Origin of the sequence: Streptococcus equinus (assembly GCF_049393805.1) — a bacterium.
In the GTDB taxonomy this organism is placed as follows: Bacteria; Bacillota; Bacilli; order Lactobacillales; family Streptococcaceae; genus Streptococcus; species Streptococcus equinus.
Window position 1 is genome coordinate 331,684 of sequence record NZ_CP185763.1, and the last position, 22,066, is coordinate 353,749.

The following is a 22,066-nucleotide window of genomic DNA, read 5'->3' on the forward strand; positions in this document are numbered from 1 at the left end:
CTGATTTTCCTTTCTATATATTAAAGCAAACCTTTTGTTGAATTAACCCCGTGAATTTCAGGGTTAATAGTAATTGCTTCGCGAAGAGCTCGTCCAGTCGCCTTAAAAAGACTTTCTGATTTGTGGTGGTTATTTTTACCATGCAAAATCTTCAGGTGTAAATTCATTTGAACATTGAATGCAAATGCTTGGAAGAATTCTTCAACCAACTCAGTATCAAAATTACCAAGTTTTGGGTTGTCAAACTCACAATCAAAAACAAGGTAGCTGCGTCCTGACAAATCAAGGCTAGCCATTCCGAGTGTTTCATCCATCGGAACAAAAGCTGTTCCGTAGCGATTGATTCCTGCTTTATCGCCAAGGGCTTCTTTCAAAGCTTGTCCTAAAACAATTCCCACATCTTCTACAGTGTGGTGGCTATCAACATGCAAATCACCATCTGCCTTAACCACAAGTGACATGCGACTATGTCTTGCAAAAAGAGTCAACATGTGGTCAAAAAATCCGACACCTGTGTCAATAGAAACAGGCTCTTGAGCATCCAAATTAAGATTCAATTTGATTTTTGTCTCAAAGGTATTACGTTCAATTTCTGCTTGTCTCATTTATTGTTCTTCCTTTTCTTGACTGTCTATAATGTCAATCACCTTGTACAAATCCGCTTCATTAATCTGATGTGGAGCTTCTTTTCGAACGATTGGCTTCGCACAAAAAGCAATGCCAATTCCTGCTGTTTTAATCATAGGAAGGTCATTTGCACCATCTCCCATAGCGATTGTCTGACTAAGCTCCAAATTATTTTCTGCTGCCCACTGCATTAAACTTGCTTTCTTGACATCTTTTGTGACAACTTCACCAAGGACCTTTCCTGTTAGCACACCATCTTTGACTTCCAAGCGATTAGCTCTCACATAATCAAGTCCGATGAGTTTTGCCAAAACGTCAACCGTTTCGTGAAAGCCGCCAGACACAACAGCAACTTTATAGCCGCGACGATGAAGCTCAGCCACCAACTTCTCAGCACCATTTGTAAAATGCATACGCGCGAGCACCTTATCAAAAATACTTTCTGGCAAGCCTTTTAATAAACCAACACGCTCGTCCAAAGCTTGTTTAAAATCAAGTTCACCATTCATGGCACGCGCTGTAATATCAGCGATTTTTTCACCAACACCAGCTTCTTCACCTAATAAATCAATTCCTTCTTCTTGGATGAGAGTTGAATCCACATCCATCACCAATAAACCTTTTACCTTAGTCATGACGCACCTCGATTGCTTTAGCGTGTGCTTGCAGACCTTCAGCGTAAGCAAGCGTCGTAATATCGTGACTAGCAGCACTAACCGCTGACTTAGAATATTGCATGTACTGAATACGTTTCACAAAATCATGTACGCCAAGTGCAGAAGAAAATCGACTTGTACTTGTTGTAGGCAAGACGTGGTTGGCACCAGCGTAATAATCTCCAATCGGCTCACTAGTAAAGTGTCCGAGAAAGACTGAACCAGCATTTTCAACTTTATCAAGATAATCATAAGCATTATCCATCGCTAACTCCAAATGTTCTGGCGCCACTTGGTTCATCAATTCAAACATGGCTTCAACTGAATCTGCAATGATAATACGTCCATTATTTTCAATCGAAGCTCGAGCAATTTCTTCACGTGGCAATGCTTTTAGCTGAGCTTCTATTTCTGCTTCAACTGCATCAGCTAGTTCAGCAGAGTTTGTAACCAAAATCGCACGAGCACGTTTATCATGTTCTGCTTGAGAAAGCAAATCTGCTGCCACATATTTTGGTGTTGCAGTGCTATCAGCAATCACTCCGATTTCAGATGGACCAGCAATCATATCAATGCCAACGAGTCCGTAAACCATTTTCTTAGCTGTAGCTACAAAAATATTTCCAGGTCCAGTGATTTTATCAACACGAGGAATACTTTCAGTACCATAAGCTAGAGCTGCCACACCTTGTGCACCACCAACTTGATAAATTTTATCAACACCAGCAAGTGATGCAGCAACCAAAATAGCTGGTTCAAAATGCTTTTGTGGTGGGGTAATCATTATAATTTCTTTAACACCTGCAATTTTTGCTGGAATCACATTCATCAAAACTGATGACGGGTAAGCAGCTGTTCCTCCTGGAACATAAACACCCGCACGTTCAATCGGACGAATCAGCTGACCACGAATGACACCATCTACTGGAGCATCTTCGAAGCCTGATTCAAGCTGTTGCTTGTGATAGCTTTCGATGTTTGCTTTAGCGTTCTTAAGAGCTTGTAAAACTTCTGGATTAATTTCTTCAAAAGCTTTATCAATAAGGTCTTGACCAACTTCAAAATCATCTAAAGCAAGCTTGTCAAATTTTTCAGAATAAGCCTTAAGAGCTTTATCGCCATTTAATTTGACATCTTCTAAAATCTTACGAACTGCATCGTCAACATCAAGATTTTCTTTACTCAACTCCAGCTGTTCTTGATAAAGAATTTTTGAAATTTCTTCAGTCGTTCCAGTCAATCGTTTCATTTAAAAGCTACCTCCTCATTTCCGACAATTTCTTCTATTTTCTTGATAAATGGCATAATATCAGGATTATTTTTTAGAGCCGCTTTGTTGACAATCAATCTAGCTGAAATACGGCAAATATCTTCGTAGACTTTAAGACCATTTGCAACCAAAGTATTTCCAGTCTCAACAATATCAACAATAGCATCCGCAAGTCCAATAACTGGGGCAATTTCAACACTTCCTTGAATGGAAATAATCTCAACATCCTCCCCCTTTTTATTGAAATAATCTGTTGCTATGGTTGGGTATTTTGTGGCAATTCGCTTGCGCTTATGGTCATGTGGCTTATAATCATCTGTTGACGCTACTGAAAATTTACATAAACCAAAATTTAAATCTAACATTTCAAGATACCCTGTCGGATGTTCAATCAACAAATCCTTTCCGACCACACCAAGGTCTGCCACACCATGTCTCACATAAGTTGTCACATCAGGTGCCTTTACTAACAAAAAGCGAAACTTTTTATCTGGACTTTCAAAAATCAAGTTGCGACCTTTATTTGCCATAAACGACATGTCAAAACCAGCTTTTTCCAGAAGTTTCACCGTATCTTTTTCAATACGACCCTTCGTCAATGCAATCGTAATTTGATTTTCCATTAGGCACCTCCTTCTAAGCTATCGTGGACAGCTTGGTAAATGGCATCAATGTCAACTGCCCAACCAACTGCTGTCAATTTCTTTGCACCAAAGCGTTCAAATAATTTGTCGTAGCGTCCGCCAGATGCAAAAGCATCAGGAACCTTGTCACCAAAAACTTTGAACATCACACCAGTATAATATGGCATTGATGGAATTTGTGCTAAATCAATATTGCTTTCAGGCAAAATATCAGAAACTTGTTCCAATAGATTTTCCAAATCAGTCAAAGCTGCTAAAACCGACTCATTTGTAACAAGCTTGCGAGCCGCTTGCAAGACTTTATGACTTTCTCCAAATAAAAACGGCAATTGCTTCAAAAATTCATCAAACTCGCTTGGGTACTTTTTAGTCAGTTCATTCAATTGTGTAATATTTTTATCTTTGATTGCCACATCGAATTCTCTGCTAGCTGTTTCTGGTAAATTAAGCTTTTCAAAAATCGTTTGTAAAATACCTGCATGAGAAAATTCAAATTGATAAGATGGAATATCGGCTTTATCAAGTGAGGCTTTCGCTGACGCAATCGCCTCGTAAACCGCTTCGTTTGCAGGAAATCCGACAATTTCAACACCAGCTTGCGTATGCTCATTCATCAAACCACGCATCTCTTCATTGTACTTAAAAACTTTTCCAGAGTAAGAAAATTTAATCGGTGTTTCAACCTGAGTCGAGGCAATCACACGACCAATCTGACTTGTAATATCTGGACGAAGAGTTAACAACTCACCACTTTTATCAAAAAAATTATAATTATTTTTAGTAATCGAATCACTAAAAACCTCAAAGTGCTCAAGCGTCGGAGTTTCAATGCGATTAAAACCTTGACTCATCAAAAAATCACTAATGTCACGCTCGATTTTATAGGTTACTCGAGCACGTTTAAACAATTTATCATGCATACCGACAGGTAATGTCGTTTTTTTCATTCAATCGCCTCCTTACTTCATATAATATTTCTTAATCACTCTGATTACTTCTTCCATTTCGTCTTGACGACCGATGGAAATTCGCAAATGATTCTTAATACGCTCAACTTTTGGGAAATATCTGACATAAATGTTATTAGACTGCAAATACTCAAATAGCGATTTCGCAGAGCGATGTGGACATTCTGCCAATACAAAATTTGTCTTTGACGCTAAGACAGTGAAATCAAGAAATGTCAATTCATCAGAAAACCAATCTCTTGTCGCCATGATTTTTCGGCACGTTTCTTCATAGTAATCCCACGATTCAACCGCTGCAAGCGCGAGCTTTTCAGCAATCAAATCAACGTTATAAGGATTCACTGAGTTCTTTACTGCGTTAATAACTGGCATCAATTTTTTACTTCCCATGCCATATCCAACACGAAGCCCAGCAAGTGAAGCATCTTTTGAAAATGTCCGTGTAATAAACACATTGTCATATTTTTCAAGCAAGGCAATAGCTGTTTGACCACCGAAATTAATATAAGCTTCATCAATAATGACAACCACATCTTGATTAGCTCGAATAATACGCTCAATCTCATCAAGCGACTTATAAATCCCTGTCGGTGCATTTGGATTGGTAATGACAATACCTCCATTATCAGAAATATAATCAGTCACATCAATTTCAAAATTGTCATCTAAAGGAATTTCACGATAATTGATATGGTACAAATCAGCCCAGACTTTATAAAAACCATATGTCAAATCAGGAAATAAAATAGGATCATCGCTATTAAAGAATGCCAAGAATGCCATAGACAAAACATCATCAGATCCATTACCAACAATAATCTGATCTGGATCAAGACCATGTTGTTTAGCGAGAGCTGTACGAAGTGATTTTTGGTCTAAAGTAGAATATTTTCGCAATTGATGGACATCAAAGTGTGAAAAGGCATCTACTACTTTAGGACTTGGTCCGTACGCATTTTCGTTTGTGTTTAATTTTATTAAATTTTCGCCACTCGGTTGACTTCCGGCAACATAAGGGTCAATTTTTCTCAATCCTTTGATAGTTGTCATAACAAAATCCTTTCTATTTTCTGATATAAAAAAGCCCTCGCAAAAAAATTTGCAAGGACGCTTAAAACGTGGTTCCACCTCTGATTCAGCAGCAAGTCGCCTTTACTGCTCTCATGAAGTACGTGACTTCTAGTCTGTAACGTAGACCACGCGTCGTGCACTACTGTCATAAGAGTTCGCACACGCACTCAAGAATGTGTCGCCCAAGGATTGCACGCTTTTCTCACCATCAAGCACTCTCTGTCTGTTGTCTCAGGCTCTTTCTATCACTGCTTTTTTATATTAAGGATATTTTACAAGAAAATTCTGAAAATTGCAAGTAGAATTTTTAGAATTTTTACTCAAACAAAAAAACAGTCGAAATGACTGTTTTATATTCACTCTATGATCATGTAAGAAATAGATAAATCAAAAAAGGTTTAGAAAAATTTTCCAAACCTTTTAGTATATCTTCGTCTTAGAAACGAATTTGTTCACGTGTCTTTTCGTATGACGTTACAAAACGATCAGTTACACCTGGTTCAACCGTTTCAAGTGCATATGAAATTTCATCAAATGATGCTTGATAATCATTATCCACTTCAAAGAGATGCAAAGCATGTTCGAAGCTACTTTGAACACTTGGTTCAAAGCTACGATAACGATTTGAGTATTGTAACAATTGTTCAGTCAATGTAGCATTTTGAACGACTTGATATGCAGAATCTTCAAGATTAGCAATTGCTGCAGTCGCAACATCTGTCAATCGTGAAACAGCTTCAATATCAATACGACCACGGCTAAGTTCATCAATCAAAACTTCTAATTGTTTGCTTGTTGTGAAGAATGCACTCAAGAAACCTTGAGGGATACCAGGCAAATTACGTTTTTCGATGAAACGTTTAATCATGTGCAAACGATTAATGTATTGATCCAAGCTTTGGCGAGCAACACTTTCAATTTGTTCAATGTTTTTAACGTGCTCAAAGACTTGCATTTGTCCTTCTTCAACAGCATCAAGAGTTTTCAATGTACGATCAAAAATCAATTGAAGTTCAGAGAACGGTTTGTCTTGGTTGTCAAATACTTCAACAATTGGTAATGTTTCTTGTTCGATTTCTTCCAAGTTCTTAGTGAATGAACGAAGATTAAGTTTTTCATTGTCATTCAAAATATACTTGTGAGACAAACGTTTAATTTCATGCTCTAATTTTTCGTTATTAGCTTTAGCATGAGCTAAATAATCCGGAATAATCTTACTGTCTTTAAGAGCTGACTTGTGAGCTTTGATTTCACGTTCAAATAATTCATACAATGAATCAATATTTTCTTGAATGTGCTCATTTTCATCACGTGCACGATCCAAATCAAGTGTCACAAGTTCAGAAGAGTTAGCACGAATTGAATCACGCACTTCTTGGAAACGAGCTTCAATGTCTTTTTCAGCGAAGTGGTAATTTTGTTCAAGCAAACGACGATAACCTTGTTCCAAATCATCAAGTTGATCTGGGAAATCATCTTCTAATTTAGCAACAATTGCTGGAATTTGTTCAGAAATTTGTCCAAGCGCAATTGTGTGTTCTTCAGCACGGTCAAGTACTTCTGAAGCTTCAACGGGGTCACCTGTTGAGTTAAGAGTTACAAATTGAGAAAACTCAGTTTCAATGTTCTTCAATTGTTTTTCAATTTCAGGCATTGTTGAACCAAAGTTATCTTCTTTTTCTGAGATTGAAGCTTGAAGAGTTTCGTACAAATCCAAAGCATGTTTAACACGAGCACTATTCTTTTCTTCTTGTTCTTTCAATACTGAAAGTGCTTCTCGAATAGCATTGATATCTTCTTCAACCAGATTCAATTGACTTTCAACATTGTCAATCTCGTGTTTTGCGCTGATGAATTTGAAACTATCATTAAGATCTTCTGCTTCAAAAATATGATTTTCAATATCTGAAAATGAATTTAATGAAAGGTCAACCCATTTTTGATTCCATTCACGGAATGTTGTTTGACTTTGTCCGATAAGATGAAGATTTTTAACAGCTTCGACTTCTTCATTGACTGGTAATCCAAATAATGATTGTTTTCGTTCTTCTAAGCTTGCAATCAATGAATCATTTCGTTTGCGTACAACAACGCCAACTAGATAAGCAATAATGACTAAAACAACTATTGCTACAAGCAGTAAAATAATTCCGCTCGACATTTAAAACTCCTTATAAATTGTCTTTTTATCGTAAAAAATAGCTATAACGTTACAATTATACCATACTTAGAGATTGCGTGCAGTATTTTTCTGTTAATATTCTGTTAAATATCAAGTGTACTGTAAACCGCATTTTCTTCGATGAACTCACGACGTGGTTCAACCTTATCACCCATAAGCATATCAAAAATCTTATCAGCTTCAGCCGCATCATCAACTGAGACACGCGCCATCAAACGATTCTCTGGGTCCATTGTTGTTGCCCAAAGTTGGTGGTCATCCATTTCACCAAGACCTTTGTATCGTTGAACAGATGGCTTAGAACGACCATTACTGTAACGTTCGATAGCCGCTTGAAGTTCACTTTCTTGATTTGCTCCTGGTTGGATATACTCTTTAATCTCACTACCAACTTTGACACCGTAAATTGGTGGTTGTGCGATATAAACATAACCTGCTTCTAGAACAGGACGCATAAAGCGATAAATCAAAGTCAATAACAATGTACGAATGTGTGCACCATCGACATCGGCATCGGTCATGATGACCAATTTGTGATAACGTGCTTTTGTAACGTCAAAGTCAGCCCCAAATCCAGTTCCCATAGCTGTAAATAAACTTCGGATTTCTTCATTAGCAAGGATTTTATCCATACTTGCTTTTTCAACGTTCAAGATTTTACCACGAATTGGCAAAATAGCTTGGTGCTCACGGTCACGACCTGATTTTGCTGAACCTCCGGCAGAGTCCCCTTCGACGATGAACAATTCGTTCATTGTTGCGTCATTTGAAGAACAATCAGCCAATTTACCAGGAAGATTTGAGATTTCAAGACCTGATTTCTTACGAGTAACCTCACGAGCTCGTTTGGCAGCAATACGAGCTTTAGAAGCTAAAATACCTTTTTCAACGATTTTCTTCGCAATTTGAGGATTTTCTAACAAGAAACGGCTAAAGGCATCACTAAACAAGCGGTTAGTAATTTTAACAACTTCTGAGTTTCCAAGTTTTGTTTTTGTTTGCCCCTCAAATTGTGGGTTAGGGTGTTTAACAGAGATAACAGCCGTCAAACCTTCACGAACATCGTCACCAGTCAAATTGTCATCTTTTTCTTTAAGGATTTTATTTTGACGAGCGTAGTCATTAATCACACGTGTCAAAGCTGTACGAAAACCTTGTTCGTGTGTACCACCTTCATGTGTGTGAATATTATTTGCAAAACTCATAACTGTTTCGTGGTAACCTGTTGTGTACTGCATTGCCACTTCAACAGAAATGCCATCCATCTCACCATCAGTGTAGATAGGAGTATCAAAGATAACATCTTTGTTTTCGTTAATGAATTGAACATAACTTGAGATACCACCTTCATAGTGATAGTGTTGCTCTTGCTCAATTCCTTCACGTTTATCAGTGATTGAGATACGTAGACCACGGTTCAAGAAAGCAAGTTCTTGAATACGTTTTGCCAATTTATCAAAATCAAAAACAGTAGTTTCTGAAAAAATCTCACCATCTGGAGTAAAGTGAACAGTTGTTCCGTGACGATCTGTTTCACCGATAACTTTCAAATCATCAACAACATGTCCGCGACGATATTCTTGGTAATGAATCTTACCATCACGATAAACTGAAACATCCAATTGTGTAGAAAGGGCGTTTACAACAGATGAACCTACACCGTGAAGACCACCTGATACTTTATAACCGCCTCCGCCGAATTTACCTCCGGCGTGCAAAACCGTAAAGACTGTTTCTACGGCTGGGCGACCAGTTTTTTCTTGAATGTCAACTGGAATACCACGTCCATCATCGACAACTGTAATTGAGTTATCTTTTTCGATAAAGACTTCAATATGTGTTGCAAAGCCTGCTAAAGCTTCATCGATAGAGTTATCAACGATTTCCCAGACTAAGTGGTGCAAACCTTCTTTTGAAGTTGAACCAATGTACATCCCTGGGCGCATACGTACAGCTTCAAGACCTTCTAAGACCTGAATCTGACTCGCGTCGTATTCTTTGGCTAATTCTGCTAAATTTTTATTTTCTTCCGTCATTTACTTCACTATCTCCAATAAGGATTTTTTTCCATCAACTAATAAGGTATTAAAGCCTGCTGCTTGACCGGCTTCTTTATCAATTTCACGATCTCCAATCACCAGAGCTTGCTCAATATTGTATTTTTCTTTGAGGTACAACATCGATTCTGGATTTGGTTTACGGGCAAAGCCGCTTTCAGATGTAACAACTTCCGTGAAATATGGAAGGACCTTAGTTTTTTCTAAAATATCAAGGACTTGCTTATTACGATGAGAAACCAAAAAGTTTCTTCCTCCGCTTGCCACAATTGCCTGCAAAACATCGCTAGCACCCGCAAAAAGAACCGGTGTTTTCAAATAATCGGCTTCTAAGGTTTTATAATCTTTTAAAAATTGTGGTTGGTTTGGGATAAATTGTGCAACAGCGGCATCTGTGGATTCCTTTAGCTTTTCATAGACCTCATCATGTGATGCTTGTTGGCCAAAATCTGCTAACGTTTTCACAAAAGCCTGAGTAGACATCTCATAATTATCAAGTAAAGTGCCACCCAAATCCCAGATATAATCATGGTAATTCATAACCAATATTATATCACAAATTTACATTTTTTTACAGTCTCTGACCAATCATTTTCATCTCCCAAACGGCTTCATTTTGACAAGAAAAAAGGCTTGGAATTTCTTCCAAACCTCTTTTAATAACGTTCACTTCTTCTGAAATGTTCTTCGATTTCTTGCTCATGATGCAAATTATTTTGATAACTCATTGATAAAATCAAACCAACACAAATCAGATTAGAAATCAATGATGAACCACCTTGTGAAATAAATGGCAAAGGGATACCAGTCAGAGGTAGAATTCCGATTGCCGCACCAATATTTTCAAAAATATGGAATAAAATCATCATGATAAATCCTGTTGAAATATAAGTGTAGAATCGATTGTTAGATTCAAATGTCACACGGAGCATTCGATAAATCAAAACAAGGTACAAGCCCATGACAACAGCGCAGCCAAGAAAACCAAAATCTTCAGCAATAACAGTGAAAATCATATCACTTTCACGAACTGGAACTGAAAGATCGACCACATTGAACCCTTTACCGCTGAAACCACCGCTACCAATCGAAATCATTCCTTGAGTTTGTTGGTAGGCAATTGATTTTGCATATGAAAATGGATCTAACCAAGCTGAAATACGGTTAATTTGATAAGTATCCATCCCCAAACTATAGAAAATATCTTTCCCATGAGGAGATAGAAAAAGCGCTAAAAAACCTGCAATAACAACTGTAACAACAATAACTACAGGTAAGATAATCCACCAAGAAATTCCTGACAACAAAATCAATCCTGCTAAAATCGCTGAGAAAACCATTGCTGTACCAAGGTCTTTTTGCAAGCCTAAAAGAATCATCACTGGCAAGGTAATCAAGGCAAAAACTCCAAGAAGTTTCCAATCATTTTTCAAATTATCTTCTGAAAATTTTTGGCGGAACCATATGGATGCCCTAGCAAGCATTAAAATATACGAGACCTTCATAAACTCTGAAGGTTGAAATAAGGTCACAGAACCAATTGTCACCCAGTTTTTAGCACCTGTAGACTCTACCAATTCAGGACTGTAAAAAATCAAAGGTAAAACCATCAAGGCTAGTCCTAATCCATATAGATACGGGGTGACTTTCCATAAAAATTCTGTGCTAAAGAGCATGACAACAAAGGCAACTGCACAACCTAAAAAAATCCAAATGCCTTGTTGCGTCATCACTTTTGCAATGGTTCCAGGATAATCATTTGCTGTTGCAATATAAACAGCAACTAAACCAATAAGCAAAAGAAAAAAGACAGGTAAAATCACAGAATAGTCGATGCGACTATCGATAGAATATTTTTTTCTTGCCATTATACTTCCTTCGTTTCTAATCAAAAAATATTATATCATTTTTTATCTAGAATAGAGGAAAAAACCTGGTGAAAATAAAAGATTTTTTCAGAAAAAATTAACACAATATTTCTTGAACTTTTCACTAAAAAAGAGGAAGAATTTTTGAGACAAAATTTGGGGCAAAATCCATTTCAAACATAAGAAAAAGCCTTGATATCAAGGCTTTTTACGATAATTTCTATCTCCCCTGCCGGAATCGAACCAGCAACTACTCCTTAGGAGGGAGTTGTTATATCCATTGAACTAAGGGGAGTTAAGAAAAAATCTGCCGCAAGGACAGATCTTTTCATCGAATCGTGTTCGTTAAAATTAACGACGGATTTCTTTAATACGAGCAGCTTTACCTTGCAATGCACGCAAGTAGTAAAGTTTAGCACGACGTACTTTACCGTGGCGAACAACTTCGATTTTTTCTACACGTGGAGTGTGAACTGGGAATGTACGTTCAACACCGATACCACTTGAAATTTTACGAACTGTGTACATTTCTGAGATCCCTTGACCTTTACGTGAAATTACCACACCTTCGAAAATTTGGATACGTTCGCGGCTTCCTTCAACAACTTTTGCGTGAACACGAACAGTATCACCAGGTTGGAATGCAGGGATGTCAGTACGTAATTGACCTTCAGTCAAACTTTGAATTAATGGATTCATTTAATTATTCTCCTATCTTACTAATCTTAAGTGCTTGTCCCAGCGGATTAGCCGTATTTTAGTGCGTCCATTACACACATATCACATTCTACCAAAAATAGCCATGACTGTAAAGCAATATGACGTATTTTTTAGAAAGAAAGTACCTCTTGACCAGTGTAGATAGAATTCCTGCGATTAAGGCTATAAGCGAAAATCATTACCAATGTAAAATACGGTAAATTGGCAAAGCCAAAAACTTCACCACCAATAAAAATCGGTGCGAGCAGCGTATTCGTAGCACTGCCAAAAACACTGATATATCCAGCTGCTGCTACAAATTCAACAGGAAGTCCAAAGATTTTTGCTAAGACAACGCCAAGCGATGCTCCGATTGCAAACAAAGGAGTTACTTCGCCACCTTGGAAACCAATAGCAAGTGTCGCAGCTGTAAAAATCAGTTTGAGAAGCCAATCATAAATATGAATATCGCCTCCAGAAAAACTTGCAGCAATCAAATTCGTTCCAAGTCCTGAGTAACGCCCGTTGAAAAACATCAAGAAAAGTAAACTTAGAAAAATCCCACCAAACAAAATACGATAGTATGGATTTGCAAAAACTTCCTTTGCTTTTTCCTTAGAAAAGGCTAAAAACGCTGCAAAAGCATTTCCAACCAAACCAAAGATAATCCCTAACAAAGCTAATTTGAAAAATAGGAATATATCAAGATTTAGCGATACATCAACAAAGTGAGAAAATTTTTCCAGTCCTAAAAAATGTGATGTCGTACTTGCAACAAAAGAAGCAACCGTCATCGGCAATAAAGCAACTAACTGCAACTTGCCAAGCACTAATATTTCTAGTCCAAAAAATACAGCTGCAAGCGGTGTTTGGAACAAACCTGCAAACCCTGCTGCCATACCAATCACAAGAAACAAGCGCGAGCTATTTTCAAAAGAAATAAATCGACTGAATGCATGCGAAATCGTTGCACCAAGCTGTACAGCCACGCCTTCTCTACCAGCACTACCACCAAAAAGATGTGTTGCCCAAGTAGAAACAGTTACCAAGGGCAGTAAAACAAGAGGAATCTCGTCTTCTTCTCCACGTCCGACAGCAAACATCAAGCCCATTCCTTTGGCTGCTCGACTATCTGCTTTTTGATAAAGATAAACAATCAAAAGTCCGACAAGCCCTAAAAATGGTATCAGATAATTGAAGTTTGCAACTCGAAAGTCGCTCAAAGCAAGTAAGACACGTCCGAAAATAGCATCAACACAGCCAATGAGAATTCCTATAAGAATGCTTAATCCTACTAATTTTCCTAGTAAATTCAAAGAATAATCTTGATTATCCTTTAGTTTTTTTATCATGATAAATCTCCCTTAACCTCAATCATCAGCTAATTGTTTGGCTTGATAGTTGCGAGAATTTTTCATAATATCTGCGAAAGTATTTACTAATGTTTCTTCAAAGGCTTTGTTTTGAACGCGGCTAGCAACTTTGTTTAGTACAATTTTTTCACGGCTAGTATCCAAAATAGGCTTACCAGTAGCTTTTTTATAGGCTGCAACATCATTGACCAACTGCATGCGCTTTTCTAGCAAAGCAACCAGTTGTTGATCAACTTGGTCAATTTCTTTACGAGTAAGCTCTAAATCTTTTACTGACATATCCCTATAACCTATCTTTCTTCTATATTATTGTTTCCATTATAAAGAAAAGTTAATAGCTTGACAAGAAAACTTTAAAGATATTAACCAACTGAGCCTTCCATACTCATGGTAATTAAGCTATTCATTTCAACAGCGTATTCCATAGGAAGTTCTTTTGTGATTGGTTCCATAAAGCCATTAACAATCATCGCTGTCGCTTCTTCTTCTGAAATGCCTCGACTCATCATGTAGTAAAGCTGTTCTTCTGAGACTTTTGAGACTTTTGCTTCATGTTCTAATGAGACATTTGAATTGTGAATCTCATTGAAAGGAATGGTATCAGAACTTGATAAATCATCAATTAAAATGGTGTCACATTCAATATGAGATTTTGAGCCGTCACTATGCTTACCAAAGTAAACTGACCCACGATAATCAGTTTTTCCACCATCTTTAGCTACAGATTTTGAAATCAAAGTTGAAGACGTATGAGGAGCATTATGATAAACCTTACAACCTGCATCTAGATGTTGTCCATAATTGGCAAATGCCATGGAAAGCACAGATGTTTTAGCATGTGGTCCTGCTAAAATTGAGCAAGGATATTTCATGTTAACCTTACTTCCAAGATTACCATCAATCCACTCCAACATACCATTTTCTTCAACTCTACCACGTTCTGTTACAAGATTGTAGACATTATCTGACCAGTTCTGCATAGTTGTATAACGAAAACTTGCATCACGTTTAACAACAATTTCAACAGTGGCAGCATGCAAACTATTTGTCGAATAATTTGGCGCTGTACAACCTTCGATGTATTGAATTGAAGCACCTTCATCAACAATAATCAAACTGCGTTCAAACTGTCCAGCATTTTCACCGTTAATTCGGAAATATGTCTGAACGGGAATATCACATTGAACACCCTTTGGAACATAGATAAAGGTTCCACCTGACCAAACCGCACCATTTAGCGCAGCAAATTTGTGCTCGCTATTTGAAACAATTTTTCCAAAATACTTCTTAAATAGTTCAGGATATTCTTGAAGAGCTGTATCGGTATCTGTGAAAATAATGCCTTGCTTTTGAAATTCTTCTTTCATATTATGGTAGACAACTTCAGATTCGTATTGTGCCACGGCACCTGATAGATAGTCTCGCTCTGCTTGCGGGATACCAAGTCTCTCAAAAGTTTCCTTGATTTTATCAGGGACATCATCCCAATCATTAACTTTTTTATCAGCTAATTTTTGAAAATAAATCACATCATCAAAGTCAATTCCAGATAAATCTGGTCCAAAATCAGGCATGGGAAGTTTATAAAACAATTCCAAACTTTTTAGCCGATACTCAAGCATCCATTCTGGCTCATGCTTGTAAGCAGATATGTTTCGAACGATTTCTTCTGTCAGCCCTTTTCCGGTTGAATAAGTTGGCGTCACATCATCGTGAAAGCCATAATCGTATTCTCTATTTTTTGCCATACGGCACCTCACTTATATTTAATTCTTTATGAAGGAGAAGAGAAAAAAAGAGATTGGAGCGCACTCCAACCTCAGGTTACTATTAGTTTACTTTTTCAGAAATAGTTTCTGCGAAAGCTTCTAGATTTGCAATGTCTTCTTCTTCAGCTGACAAATCAACTTTGACTGAATCAGCACCTTTTGTAGCGCCTGTCAATGCAAATTGAGCTTCAAATTCATCAACTGCTTTACAGAAGTAATCATAGAAAGTGTCACCAGAACCGACAACACCAAAAATTTTATCTGACAAATCAACATCTGCCAAATCTTCGTAGAAATCAACGATTTCGTCTGGTAATTCACCGTCTCCGTAAGTGTATGATGCAACGATTGCAACATCAGCATCTTCAAAATCAGCTGCGTCAACAGTTGTACATTCGTCTACTTCAACAGTGTGTCCGAGTTCTTCAAATTTATTTCCGACGATGTCAGCAATTTCTTCAGTATTTCCTGTCATGCTGGCATAGACAATTTTAACTAAAGCCATAGTTTCCTCCAAACATAAATTACCATTATTGTAGCATATTTTTACAAAAATGTTTTATATAAATCGTCAATTTTCGATAATAAATCAGCTTTTTGACCTTCACTTGTGAAAGATGCATGAATGGCATTTTTATTAAAGGTTAGAAAATCAGCTGCATCTACTCCAAAATGTTTAACAAATAGTCCGTATTCTTTTGTCAGATTTGTATCAGAAACTGTTCGATTGTCTGTATTAATTGTAATTTTAGCACCAGCATTTTTCAAAGCAAGAAACGGAAATTCATCGATTGATTTTGCTGCTTTTGTCTGCAAATTACTTGTCAAACAAAGCTCAGCCGTTACATTATTCTCAACAAATTGTTTGATTAATTCCGGTTGATTATAAATAGCTGTGCTATGCCCCAAACGTTTGATATCAAGGGCAATTGAGTCTGCAATGTAGTGAGCGCAGCCACATTCTCCAGCGTGGAAAGTCATCGGAAGACCAAGTTCTTGAGTGTAGCGAATGAGTTTTTCCAATTCTGCTGGTGGAAAATCAAGTTCATTTCCTGCAAAATCAAAACCAACCAACCCTTTTTTGGCTAACGGTACAACATGGTCAAAGATATCTCGAGTAACACTTGCAGGTGATTGTTTCATCCCACAGACAAGCACTTTAGCAACAATGCCAAAATCATTTTCTGCTTGCTCAAGACCAGACAAAACAGCTTCGACGGTCTCTGAAGCTTTTAGACCTTCGTCCATTGAAAACTCAGGCGCAAAACGAATTTCAGTGTAAATCACATTTTCCTGCGCAGCTTGTCTAGCCACATCGTAAGCCGCTAAGTGTAAAGCCTTCTTTGTCTGTAAAAGCGGACGAATAAAATCAAATGCCTTAAGGTAATCCATCAAAGATTCTGCCTCAGCAGGTGCCACGACAAGCTTTTTCAGTTCATCATCAGATTCAGGAACAGCAATGTCTGCCATATCTGCTAATTGACGAATTGTCTCCAATGAAATTGAACCATCCAAGTGACAATGTAATTCTGTCTTTGCCAAGTCTTTTAACGTTGTTGTATCCAAGTTAGCCTCCTCTAATTAAATTTTTTAGGTACTATCTTAACACATTCTTTTTGTTTTGCAAAGAAATTTTTCTCAAAAAAATAAGTCACTGAAAATTTTCAGTGACTTACGTTAAACTCTTGCTCCATTAAAACAATTGTTTGTAAAGTTCGATTGTTTCTTCAAGTGTTGGCATAAATGGATTACCTGGTGCACAGGCATCAAGTAAAGCGTTTTTAGAAAGAAATTCGAAGTCGAATTCTTCTTCCTTAATACCAAGCTCAGTCAATTTCTTAGGAATACCAACTGTTGCTGACAATTTTTCAATTTCTGCAATAGCGTAAACAGCACATTCTTGGTCACTTTTATCTTCTGTATGAAGTCCTAGTCCTTTAGCCACATCTCGGAAAGCTGCTGGAACGTGTTTGGTATTTTCACGTTCGACGATTGGCAAAATCATAGCACAGCAGACACCGTGTGGCAAATGGTAAACCGCACCGAGTTGGTGAGCCATCGCATGCACATAACCTAGTCCTGCATTATTAAACGCCATACCACCTAAGAAAATAGCATTAACCATAGCTTCACGCGCTTCCAAATCTTCACCATTTTCAACAGCTCGTGGCAAAAATTCTTTGATTAGCTCAATTGCTCCAATTGAAAGTTTTTTCGTTGCACCGTAAGCACCTGGTGTCACTAAAGCTTCGATTGCGTGAGTCAAAGCATCCATACCAGTTGCCGCTGTTAATGATTTTGGCATTGAAACCATAAGTTCTGGGTCATTAACTGACATCAAGGCTAAGCTATTTTTATCAACCATAACCATTTTAACTTTGCGTTCTTCATCTGTGATGACGTAGTTGATTGTAATTTCAGCTGATGTTCCTGCAGTCGTGTTAATGGCTACAACAGGAAGACCTTTTTTAGATGATTTGTTGACACCTTCGTAGTCTTGTGGACGACCACCATTTGTTGCCAAAATTGAAATACAACTAGCAGCATCTTGTGGTGAACCACCTCCAAGTGAGATGATAAAGTCACAAGCATTTTCTTTCAAAGCAGCTAGACCTTCTTCGACATTTTTAACTGTTGGATTTGGATCAACATCGCTATAAACAACATAATCAATATTTTCTGCATCAAGTGGTGCAGTTACTTTAGGTAAAATATCACTTCCAGCAATAAAATGGTCTGTTACCAAAAGAGCCTTTTTGTAGCCTAATTCTTTAATATGACTTCCGATTTCTTTAACCACTCCGCGACCAATAAGGTTTTGAGATGGAACATAAAATACTGACATGAGCATAGCCTCCTTATGATTTTTTGTTTTTTAGAAAACGTTTACATTTTAATTTTAGCATTTTTAAAATAAAAATAAAGTAATAAACTTATTTTACAAACTTTCTACAGTTTTTCTTTTTCATGCTATAATAAAATAAATCTCAACTTGTAAAGGAACAAACTATGAATACATTTGAAGAAATTTTAGAAAAGATAAAAGCTTACGATACCATTATCATTCACCGTCACCAACGTCCTGATCCAGATGCTCTAGGTAGCCAAGCCGGTTTGCGTGAACTCATCAAGCATAATTTCCCAACTAAAAAAGTTTTAGCAACTGGTTTTGATGAGCCAACTCTTGCATGGATTACAACAATGGATGAGGTCTCTGACAGCGACTATGATGGGGCTTTGGTCATTGTCACTGACACAGCAAACACTCCGCGCATCGACGATGAGCGCTACACAAAGGGCGATTGCCTCATTAAGATTGACCACCACCCTAACGAAGATGTTTATGGTGACCTCTTGTACGTCAATACGAACGCCTCAAGTGCCAGCGAAATCATCTCTGACTTTGCTTTCTCTACTGGCTTAGCCCTTTCTAGCGAAGCTGCCCGCTTGCTCTACTCAGGTATTGTCGGAGATACTGGGCGTTTCCTTTACCCAGCCACAAGCAGTAAAACCTTCATGATTGCAAGTAAACTTCGCGAATACGACTTCGATTTTTCTAGTCTTGCTCGCCAAATGGATTCTATTTCATTTAAAATTGCTAAACTTCAAGGCTTTGTTTACGATAATTTAGAAGTTGATGACAATGGGGCTGCGCGTGTTATCTTGACGCAAGAAACAATGAAAAAATACAATGTCACAGAAGCTGAAACATCTGCTATCGTTGGTGCCCCAGGTCGTATTGATTGTGTCCAATCATGGGCAATCTTTGTCGAACAAGCAAACGGGAACTATCGTGTCCGCTTGCGCAGTAAAACAAAAGTCATCAACGAAATTGCCAAACGTCATGACGGCGGAGGCCACCCTCTTGCCAGCGGAGCCAATTCTTACAGCTTAGAAGAAAACGAACAAATCTACCAAGAAATCAAAGATTTGCTAGCTGAGTAAAAACACGATTGAACCTTACCAGACTAGACTTTATAACAATTACATTTCAATTCAATTATTTTGCACAAAAGTCTTGTCAAAAATTGGTTTATTTGATAAACTAAAGAAGTTAAAATAACTATGGTGCGGAAAAGCGCCATGGCAGAAAGGAAATCTTTTAACAATGAAACAAAATATCCACCCAGAATACCGTCCAGTAGTATTCATGGACACAACTACTGGTTACAAATTCCTTAGCGGTTCTACAAAAGCTTCTGACGAAACTGTAGAATTTGAAGGCGCTACTTACCCACTTGTACGTGTGGAAATCTCATCAGATTCTCACCCATTCTACACTGGTCGCCAAAAATTCACTCAAGCAGATGGTCGTGTGGATCGCTTCAACAAAAAATACGGTTTCACAAAATAATAAACCGCATTTGTCAATTATCGTTGATTTCAAGCCTTTTTCGAGAATTCGGAATTGGCTTTTTTTATTTTTAGTACCGTTTTTGGTACCGTTTTGGAAAATTAGTCAGCCGAATTTTTGAGGTATTCAGCAAACTTTTTGATTGTTCTTTCTCCTCCAGCTTCGGTTACATGACTATAGGTATCTAGTGTCATTTGACTACTTGCATGCCCTAACCGTCTAGCAGCATTTACTGGATCTACACCAATCTCAATCATCAATGTTGCATGAGTATGTCTAAAACCATGTGGCGATATTTTCTTTAGATTATGTTTATCAATAATACGTTTTAGGTTATAATTTATATAATCTTGATACAATGGTTGTATTTTTCCGTCTCTATCAACAAACGTAAATATGTAATCATTATCAATTAATGGGGTAACTGAAAGTTGCCCTTTTTCTTTTTTACTACGTACTTTCCACTCTCTCAAGATAGAAATAGTCTCATCATCTAAAGGGATTTGTCGTACAGAGAACCTATTTTTCGTCTTTTTCTCAACAGCTTTTCCTCTAATTCGCCCTAAATTTTTGTTGACAGATAGTATTTGTTTATCAAAATCAATATCAGACCATCTCAAAGAATAAAGCTCACCCTTCCTTAAACCGCTATAAGCTAGCAATCTAAATAAAGCATAATCTTTGTAGGACTCTTCTGCTTTTACAATAGCTAAAAACTCATGTAACTCGTCAACGTTAAAGAAATTATCTGATTGTTTATGTTCCCGTTTTGGTAAAGTTATATCTCTCATAGGATTCTCAGTAATCAACTTCATCTTAACAGCAAAATTGAAAACTTGATTAGCATAAGACTTTACTTGCTTAATATTTCTAAACGTTTTTCCCTTTTCTGTAATAAACTCCTGGCATTGCCAAGGAGTTATTTTTGAAATTTTAAAATTTCCTAGCGTTGGTAAGATGTGTAACCGGAACATATCATCAGTACGGACGCTTGTCGTCCTCTCTACAGTATCTTGATATGTTTTGAACCATTCTTCAAAAACTTCCTCAAAAGTCCTCTCAGAAGCTTTTAAAAGCTCTGTGAGCTCTCCTGTTAGTTTTTTATGATAAATTATTGCTTCATGTTCTTTGGCTTCTCTACGCGTCTTAAAACCACTTTTAAAATAATCATGACGTTTCCCGTCAATAACTCGGTAAATTCTAACTTTGTAAAGATAGCCTGTTTTAGACTTTTTAGCCTTGTACTTAATAATAGACATGTAATTTCTCCGTTTCTAAGGTTTCGGAGCTTATAAAACAATGAAATTACATATTAGTCTTTCTTTGCTTTCTGCACGGCTTTATACTCTTCGGACTTTTCCCACTCTTCCCAAACATAATGATAAGGTGAGTTTTTATCACCACTCTTATTTAGCAGATATGGAAATATTGTTTCTGACTGTTCTTTTAAAAAGTGCTTATAGGCTTTCACAATAATTGGGTGATAGCCCTTTTCTTTTATCAAAAAATCAATATGACTTTCTAAAATTCCTGTTCCACTAATATCAGCAAGTAAACCGGCAACATCATCTTTAAAAGGGGTCAAATCATCAATTTTTTTACTTGTAACAGAACCGTCTTTTAAAAACTTAATAAATGATTTAACAAAACTATCCTCACTAGGATTTTTTAAGACTGGGTTATCATCCAAGCCAAGTAAATAAGGAACAGATACACCAAAGTAGTCAGCAAGTATTTGGGCATTTTTCTTTTTAGGTGTTGAATAACCATTTTCATAGTTTGAAATAGTTGATAATCCGATACCCGTCTCTGCAGATAATTTCTTCATTGTCTTTCCAAATTGTTTTCGTAATTCATTCACTCTATTATCCAATAAAACACCTCCGCTTGGGCTATATTTTATCATATATACACCATTTTTACAAAAAAATTGTAAAAGCAATTGATTTTACAAATATTTTGTAATATAATAACCGTGAATTACAAAATATTTGTAATTTGGTTCGGAGCTTATAAAACAATGAAAGGAAAAACAAGATGTCTGAAGAATTCATTTTACAATTACCTAAGCGAAAAGAAAAAGAGCTACTGGCTCGCTACGATAACATGCTACAAACCGCCATTGAAAAAGCCCTTGAAGACAAGGAACTTTATAAACCATTGGTTCGTATGTCTGGTTTAAGTCGTTGGCTAGATGTTTCAACGACTACTATTGCAAAATGGCAAAAAGAAGGTATGCCTTATATGGTTATTGACGGAGTAACTTTATACGACAAACGTAAAGTTGCTCAATGGTTACAACAATTTGAAAGATAAAATTATGATAATCGATAATATTTTGCAAAGTCATCTCCTAAAATCACAGATTTTTTGAGCTCTAAATTTCATGAAAACAGTTATGAAAATATTATGAAAATGGAATTTTGAAGTCAAATTTTTGAAGGGTCCGAAAATTTTATAACAGGGCGCCCTCTAACAGCCCGCTATGTGCACATCTGATGTGCATCCACTACACCCGTTTTTTGGCA

Annotated in this window: 22 protein-coding genes and 1 tRNA gene; 3 read left to right on the forward strand and 20 right to left on the reverse strand. The window is 37.1% G+C overall.

Annotation, left to right across the window (positions count from 1 at the left end):
- Positions 1–20 precede the first annotated feature (20 nt).
- The 18 genes from hisB to ACN0NP_RS01670 form a co-directional block, all read right to left on the reverse strand.
- Positions 21–605, reverse strand: coding sequence for an imidazoleglycerol-phosphate dehydratase HisB (gene hisB / locus ACN0NP_RS01585; protein WP_004232533.1), 585 nt, complete (start codon positions 603–605; stop codon positions 21–23).
- The gene (gene serB, locus ACN0NP_RS01590) at positions 606–1,262 is read right to left on the reverse strand and encodes a phosphoserine phosphatase SerB (RefSeq protein ID WP_423217427.1); all 657 of its coding nucleotides are present in this window, start codon (positions 1,260–1,262) and stop codon (positions 606–608) included.
- Positions 1,255–2,532, reverse strand: coding sequence for a histidinol dehydrogenase (gene hisD / locus ACN0NP_RS01595; protein ID WP_134775445.1), 1,278 nt, complete (start codon positions 2,530–2,532; stop codon positions 1,255–1,257). Before hisD ends, serB begins: the two co-directional genes overlap by 8 nt.
- Positions 2,529–3,176 carry an ATP phosphoribosyltransferase gene (hisG, locus tag ACN0NP_RS01600; RefSeq protein ID WP_021142688.1) on the reverse strand — a complete coding sequence of 216 codons (648 nt, stop codon included), beginning with the start codon at positions 3,174–3,176 and terminating at the stop codon, positions 2,529–2,531. The genes hisD and hisG overlap by 4 nt, the downstream gene beginning before the upstream one ends.
- Entirely contained in the window at positions 3,176–4,144 is a 969-nt protein-coding gene (locus ACN0NP_RS01605; protein ID WP_074668809.1) for an ATP phosphoribosyltransferase regulatory subunit, read from the reverse strand. Before ACN0NP_RS01605 ends, hisG begins: the two co-directional genes overlap by 1 nt.
- Positions 4,145–4,156: 12 nt before the next feature.
- Entirely contained in the window at positions 4,157–5,215 is a 1,059-nt protein-coding gene (gene hisC, locus ACN0NP_RS01610; protein ID WP_423217428.1) for a histidinol-phosphate transaminase, read from the reverse strand.
- A 457-nt stretch (positions 5,216–5,672) separates the two neighbouring features.
- A complete protein-coding gene (ezrA, locus tag ACN0NP_RS01615; RefSeq protein ID WP_024343800.1) occupies positions 5,673–7,397 on the reverse strand; it encodes a septation ring formation regulator EzrA in 1,725 nt (574 codons plus the stop codon).
- A 104-nt stretch (positions 7,398–7,501) separates the two neighbouring features.
- Positions 7,502–9,454 carry a DNA topoisomerase (ATP-hydrolyzing) subunit B gene (gene gyrB, locus ACN0NP_RS01620; RefSeq protein WP_423217429.1) on the reverse strand — a complete coding sequence of 651 codons (1,953 nt, stop codon included), beginning with the start codon at positions 9,452–9,454 and terminating at the stop codon, positions 7,502–7,504.
- Positions 9,455–10,015 (reverse strand): HAD-IA family hydrolase, encoded by a 561-nt coding sequence (locus ACN0NP_RS01625; protein ID WP_423217430.1) that lies wholly within the window; start codon positions 10,013–10,015, stop codon positions 9,455–9,457.
- A gap of 116 nt (positions 10,016–10,131) precedes the next feature.
- Positions 10,132–11,343 carry an FtsW/RodA/SpoVE family cell cycle protein gene (locus ACN0NP_RS01630; protein ID WP_074483661.1) on the reverse strand — a complete coding sequence of 404 codons (1,212 nt, stop codon included), beginning with the start codon at positions 11,341–11,343 and terminating at the stop codon, positions 10,132–10,134.
- A gap of 223 nt (positions 11,344–11,566) precedes the next feature.
- Positions 11,567–11,638, reverse strand: a tRNA-Arg gene (locus ACN0NP_RS01635).
- 56 nt (positions 11,639–11,694) lie between these two features.
- Positions 11,695–12,042, reverse strand: a complete 348-nt coding sequence (gene rplS / locus ACN0NP_RS01640) for a 50S ribosomal protein L19 (protein ID WP_021142699.1) — start codon at positions 12,040–12,042, stop codon at positions 11,695–11,697.
- A gap of 131 nt (positions 12,043–12,173) precedes the next feature.
- Entirely contained in the window at positions 12,174–13,394 is a 1,221-nt protein-coding gene (locus ACN0NP_RS01645; RefSeq protein ID WP_423217431.1) for a chloride channel protein, read from the reverse strand.
- An 18-nt stretch (positions 13,395–13,412) separates the two neighbouring features.
- A complete protein-coding gene (locus ACN0NP_RS01650) occupies positions 13,413–13,694 on the reverse strand; it encodes a chorismate mutase (protein WP_423217432.1) in 282 nt (93 codons plus the stop codon).
- 83 nt (positions 13,695–13,777) lie between these two features.
- Positions 13,778–15,163 (reverse strand): Fe-S cluster assembly protein SufB, encoded by a 1,386-nt coding sequence (gene sufB, locus ACN0NP_RS01655; protein ID WP_423217433.1) that lies wholly within the window; start codon positions 15,161–15,163, stop codon positions 13,778–13,780.
- Between the two features lie 82 nt (positions 15,164–15,245).
- Positions 15,246–15,689, reverse strand: coding sequence for a flavodoxin (locus tag ACN0NP_RS01660; protein ID WP_004232579.1), 444 nt, complete (start codon positions 15,687–15,689; stop codon positions 15,246–15,248).
- 41 nt (positions 15,690–15,730) lie between these two features.
- A complete protein-coding gene (add, locus tag ACN0NP_RS01665; protein WP_027968547.1) occupies positions 15,731–16,750 on the reverse strand; it encodes an adenosine deaminase in 1,020 nt (339 codons plus the stop codon).
- A 127-nt stretch (positions 16,751–16,877) separates the two neighbouring features.
- A complete protein-coding gene (locus tag ACN0NP_RS01670; RefSeq protein ID WP_423217434.1) occupies positions 16,878–18,029 on the reverse strand; it encodes an iron-containing alcohol dehydrogenase in 1,152 nt (383 codons plus the stop codon).
- Between the two features lie 164 nt (positions 18,030–18,193).
- Here ACN0NP_RS01670 and ACN0NP_RS01675 point away from each other — a divergent pair, with 164 nt between their 5' ends.
- Positions 18,194–19,129 (forward strand): DHH family phosphoesterase, encoded by a 936-nt coding sequence (locus ACN0NP_RS01675; RefSeq protein WP_024343792.1) that lies wholly within the window; start codon positions 18,194–18,196, stop codon positions 19,127–19,129.
- 163 nt (positions 19,130–19,292) lie between these two features.
- Positions 19,293–19,538, forward strand: a complete 246-nt coding sequence (locus ACN0NP_RS01680; RefSeq protein WP_021142736.1) for a type B 50S ribosomal protein L31 — start codon at positions 19,293–19,295, stop codon at positions 19,536–19,538.
- 101 nt (positions 19,539–19,639) lie between these two features.
- On the opposite strand, the gene ACN0NP_RS01685 is transcribed toward ACN0NP_RS01680, so the two are convergent.
- Together ACN0NP_RS01685 and ACN0NP_RS01690 are read right to left on the reverse strand one after the other, a co-directional pair.
- The gene (locus ACN0NP_RS01685) at positions 19,640–20,797 is read right to left on the reverse strand and encodes a tyrosine-type recombinase/integrase (RefSeq protein WP_423214856.1); all 1,158 of its coding nucleotides are present in this window, start codon (positions 20,795–20,797) and stop codon (positions 19,640–19,642) included.
- Between the two features lie 53 nt (positions 20,798–20,850).
- Positions 20,851–21,444 (reverse strand): helix-turn-helix domain-containing protein, encoded by a 594-nt coding sequence (locus ACN0NP_RS01690; protein ID WP_423217435.1) that lies wholly within the window; start codon positions 21,442–21,444, stop codon positions 20,851–20,853.
- 131 nt (positions 21,445–21,575) lie between these two features.
- Here ACN0NP_RS01690 and ACN0NP_RS01695 point away from each other — a divergent pair, with 131 nt between their 5' ends.
- Complete coding sequence (locus tag ACN0NP_RS01695; RefSeq protein ID WP_009853864.1) at positions 21,576–21,854, forward strand: hypothetical protein; 279 nt, start codon at positions 21,576–21,578, stop codon at positions 21,852–21,854.
- Positions 21,855–22,066 lie beyond the last annotated feature (212 nt).

Coding starts and splice junctions, on each gene's coding strand:
- ACN0NP_RS01645 (WP_423217431.1), bottom strand. CDS start 13,394: ATGATAAAAAAACTAAAGGATAATCAAGATTATTCTTTGAATTTACTA.
- ACN0NP_RS01605 (WP_074668809.1), bottom strand. CDS start 4,144: ATGAAAAAAACGACATTACCTGTCGGTATGCATGATAAATTGTTTAAA.
- ezrA (WP_024343800.1), bottom strand. CDS start 7,397: ATGTCGAGCGGAATTATTTTACTGCTTGTAGCAATAGTTGTTTTAGTC.
- ACN0NP_RS01630 (WP_074483661.1), bottom strand. CDS start 11,343: ATGGCAAGAAAAAAATATTCTATCGATAGTCGCATCGACTATTCTGTG.
- ACN0NP_RS01675 (WP_024343792.1), top strand. CDS start 18,194: ATGAATACATTTGAAGAAATTTTAGAAAAGATAAAAGCTTACGATACC.
- ACN0NP_RS01695 (WP_009853864.1), top strand. CDS start 21,576: ATGTCTGAAGAATTCATTTTACAATTACCTAAGCGAAAAGAAAAAGAG.
- ACN0NP_RS01685 (WP_423214856.1), bottom strand. CDS start 20,797: ATGTCTATTATTAAGTACAAGGCTAAAAAGTCTAAAACAGGCTATCTT.
- ACN0NP_RS01650 (WP_423217432.1), bottom strand. CDS start 13,694: ATGTCAGTAAAAGATTTAGAGCTTACTCGTAAAGAAATTGACCAAGTT.
- rplS (WP_021142699.1), bottom strand. CDS start 12,042: ATGAATCCATTAATTCAAAGTTTGACTGAAGGTCAATTACGTACTGAC.
- hisD (WP_134775445.1), bottom strand. CDS start 2,532: ATGAAACGATTGACTGGAACGACTGAAGAAATTTCAAAAATTCTTTAT.
- ACN0NP_RS01680 (WP_021142736.1), top strand. CDS start 19,293: ATGAAACAAAATATCCACCCAGAATACCGTCCAGTAGTATTCATGGAC.
- ACN0NP_RS01625 (WP_423217430.1), bottom strand. CDS start 10,015: ATGAATTACCATGATTATATCTGGGATTTGGGTGGCACTTTACTTGAT.
- hisG (WP_021142688.1), bottom strand. CDS start 3,176: ATGGAAAATCAAATTACGATTGCATTGACGAAGGGTCGTATTGAAAAA.
- ACN0NP_RS01690 (WP_423217435.1), bottom strand. CDS start 21,444: ATGATAAAATATAGCCCAAGCGGAGGTGTTTTATTGGATAATAGAGTG.
- hisC (WP_423217428.1), bottom strand. CDS start 5,215: ATGACAACTATCAAAGGATTGAGAAAAATTGACCCTTATGTTGCCGGA.
- gyrB (WP_423217429.1), bottom strand. CDS start 9,454: ATGACGGAAGAAAATAAAAATTTAGCAGAATTAGCCAAAGAATACGAC.
- ACN0NP_RS01670 (WP_423217434.1), bottom strand. CDS start 18,029: ATGTCAGTATTTTATGTTCCATCTCAAAACCTTATTGGTCGCGGAGTG.
- hisB (WP_004232533.1), bottom strand. CDS start 605: ATGAGACAAGCAGAAATTGAACGTAATACCTTTGAGACAAAAATCAAA.
- sufB (WP_423217433.1), bottom strand. CDS start 15,163: ATGGCAAAAAATAGAGAATACGATTATGGCTTTCACGATGATGTGACG.
- ACN0NP_RS01660 (WP_004232579.1), bottom strand. CDS start 15,689: ATGGCTTTAGTTAAAATTGTCTATGCCAGCATGACAGGAAATACTGAA.
- serB (WP_423217427.1), bottom strand. CDS start 1,262: ATGACTAAGGTAAAAGGTTTATTGGTGATGGATGTGGATTCAACTCTC.